Below are 2,799 nucleotides of genomic sequence, written 5' to 3' on the forward strand. Positions count from 1 at the left end.
TGAGCACATACTTAATACTCGGGGACGAAAATCGTTGGGCTATTTTTCTCCAAATGAAGTATTTTTAGCTCATCTAATGGCTGCATAACGTTTTATGGGTTTGTTGCGTTTCGACTGGGAATGGGCCATCGGATGCCAATGCAATTGCCTGCTGTTGATAAATATCACTGGCTCCTACACTAGATCCGCAATAAACTGTTACACTATTTATCTTATCCACATTATCCTCCTTAACTTAAATTTACTAATGTCAGCCCTAGCAGACATTAATCAAATCTAACAAACGCATAAATATTTTTCATGTCATTTCTTTTTTAAAATTAACAATTATTATAGTGAATATCCTATTTACAATCAGCATTGAAAAGAATATTTGTTTACTTATCTTTTATGTAATAATTACACAATATCATTAAGCAAATCCTGCTGTTACTGAGTTATTATTTAGTTTCCTAACATTTATTTTGTTCTCTATTTTTGAGGTTACCTCCAGATGTCATTTGTCTTAAATCAAAAGCGTAAAACGCTGTTGCCCGTATTGTTGTTGCTATGCGCAATGATATCAATACAAAGTGGAGCTTCATTAGCAAAAAGTCTATTTCCAACTATCGGTGCACTTGGCGTAACAGCTTTAAGACTATTTTTGGCAACGATTATTCTTTTTATAATTTTTAAGCCTTGGCGAAAAAAGTTACGCGGCCATTCATTAAAACATTTAGTTATTTATGGTATCTCCTTAGGCTCAATGAATTCGCTGTTTTATCTATCGCTAGAAAGGATCCCATTAGGGATCGCTGTGGCATTAGAGTTCACCGGCCCTTTAGCCGTAGCAATGTTCTCATCTCGCCGCGCGATTGACTTTGTTTGGATATTAATGGTTATTGTTGGATTAGCCTTTCTACTACCTTTTGGAAACAATATTAATAGTTTAGATCCAGTTGGTATTACTTATGCTTTAACTGCCGGTATTTGCTGGGGAACGTATATCATCTTTGGTCAGCGGGCTGGAGCGGGTTATGGTACAGCAACAGTGGCTTTAGGTTCGTTTATCTCGACATTGATTTTTTTTCCGGTTGGTCTTCTTACCGTTAGCATTGAACCGCTATTTGATCTGTCAATTCTACCAATTGCACTTGCGGTGGCTATTTTGTCAACGGCCTTCCCTTACACGCTTGAAATGTTTGCTCTAACACGTATGCCGGCGAAAACATTTGGTACCTTAATGAGTTTGGAACCGGCAATGGGAGCCTTTATGGGCATGATATTTCTTAATGAACACTTAACATTAACCCAGTGGTTCGCGCTATTTTGTATCATTGGCGCATCAATTGGTTCAGCATCTACCATGAAAACAAAAACCGAAACGGTTGAAATCAATTAAGTCGTTTTTCACGCTCAAACAGTGTGAATTCAAGCCTAAATTCACACTGTAACTTGTTGCTAATTTCCCTTGCATTCCTATTTTTTATCACCATATTTATAATTGTAAGTAATAAAATAACGCTTACATCAATATTACCTATCAATTTAATAGGATCAAATGATAAGACTATTGATTAATAATAAGTTATTGTTTAGATAGAGTATTAATACATTATTTGATATAACGGGAACGTAATAATGAGCACAGCTAAATTAGTAAAAGTACCGAAAATTGATTTACTCTATACCCGTAATGATATTAGTGATAGTACTAAAAAACATGCTATTTCTGTTTTAAATCCGCTAGTTGCACAACTTATTAATCTGTCATTGATGACAAAACAAGCACATTGGAATCTGCGCGGTAGAAACTTCATTGCAGTTCATGAATTATTAGATGAATTTAATTCCTCTATATTAGAACATCAAGATGAATTAGCGGAACGCGTGGTACAAATGGGTGGTACAGCTATGGGCACAATAGAGAGTGTTCATGGCCATACACCATTAAAAGCATACCCAACCAATATTCACGATGTACAAGATCATTTGAAAGCCTTGGCCGATCGTGCTGCGGTAGTTGCCAATAATGTGCGTAAAGCAATTGATGAAGTTGGTGAAGTGGATGCTGAAGATATTCTCACTGGCGCTTCTCGTGATCTGGATAAATATCTCTGGTTTATCGAAGCCAATATTGAAAAATAACCGTTGTATCTCTCGATAACTATATAAAAATAAAATGTCGTCATTTAGCCACACAGGAGTGTGGCTTTTTTATGTTTATTTATCCACTTAATATCAATCAATTTTTTTACTATAATTGTTAGCATTGTTTGCAATTAATAAGGATTTTCATGGATATTGTCGTTAAAGATGCTAATGGCGCACACTTAAGCGATGGCCCATTCCCAGTCGAAACGCAACAAACCCATAAAACGTTATGCAGCCATTAGATGAGCTAAAAATACTTCATTTGGAGAAAAATAGCCCAACGATTTTCGTCCCCGAGTATTAAGTATGTGCTCAAGTTCTGCAATCTCGTTGTCCGTGACTGAGTTGAAGTCCGTTCCTTTTGGGTAAAAACGGCGGATAAGTCCGTTACTGTGTTCATTTAAACCACGCTCCCATGAGTGATAAGGCCTGGCAAAGAAGACATTAGCACCGGTGATCTCAGTTATCTGTTTATGCATGGAGAACTCAGAACCGTTATCGGCCGTCAAAGTTTTAAAGTCACAGAAGGTATTTGCTACAATGTCACGGAAAGCATCTACAACAGTATCAGCGCGTTTATTCGGTAACTTGCGGATAATAATCTGCTTGGTAGCTTTATCCGCTAGAGTCAGTAAGAATGACTTCTGATCTTTACCAAATACAGTA

The 2,799-nt window shown here is 36.8% G+C and carries 4 protein-coding genes; 2 read left to right on the forward strand and 2 right to left on the reverse strand.

All coding sequences use genetic code 11. The features are described from left to right. Positions 1-73: 73 nt before the first annotated feature. On the reverse strand, positions 74-220 hold the full coding sequence (locus tag CBG25_RS03830) for a hypothetical protein (protein WP_290604629.1): 147 nt from the start codon (positions 218-220) through the stop codon (positions 74-76). A 273-nt stretch (positions 221-493) separates the two neighbouring features. Between CBG25_RS03830 and rhtA the strand changes: the two genes are divergently transcribed. After that, positions 494-1,381 carry a threonine/homoserine exporter RhtA gene (gene rhtA, locus CBG25_RS03835; protein ID WP_290604630.1) on the forward strand — a complete coding sequence of 296 codons (888 nt, stop codon included), beginning with the start codon at positions 494-496 and terminating at the stop codon, positions 1,379-1,381. A gap of 239 nt (positions 1,382-1,620) precedes the next feature. Further along, the gene (dps, locus tag CBG25_RS03840; protein WP_032115360.1) at positions 1,621-2,127 is read left to right on the forward strand and encodes a DNA starvation/stationary phase protection protein Dps; all 507 of its coding nucleotides are present in this window, start codon (positions 1,621-1,623) and stop codon (positions 2,125-2,127) included. 233 nt (positions 2,128-2,360) lie between these two features. Here dps and CBG25_RS03845 read toward each other — a convergent pair. After that, on the reverse strand, positions 2,361-2,799 hold a 439-nt coding region (locus CBG25_RS03845; protein ID WP_290603601.1), incomplete at its 5' end, for an IS30 family transposase.

The sequence above is a fragment of the Arsenophonus sp. ENCA genome, assembly GCF_002287155.1.
Lineage (GTDB): Bacteria > Pseudomonadota > Gammaproteobacteria > Enterobacterales > Enterobacteriaceae > Arsenophonus > Arsenophonus nilaparvatae.

Coding starts and splice junctions, on each gene's coding strand:
- rhtA (WP_290604630.1), top strand. CDS start 494: ATGTCATTTGTCTTAAATCAAAAGCGTAAAACGCTGTTGCCCGTATTG.
- dps (WP_032115360.1), top strand. CDS start 1,621: ATGAGCACAGCTAAATTAGTAAAAGTACCGAAAATTGATTTACTCTAT.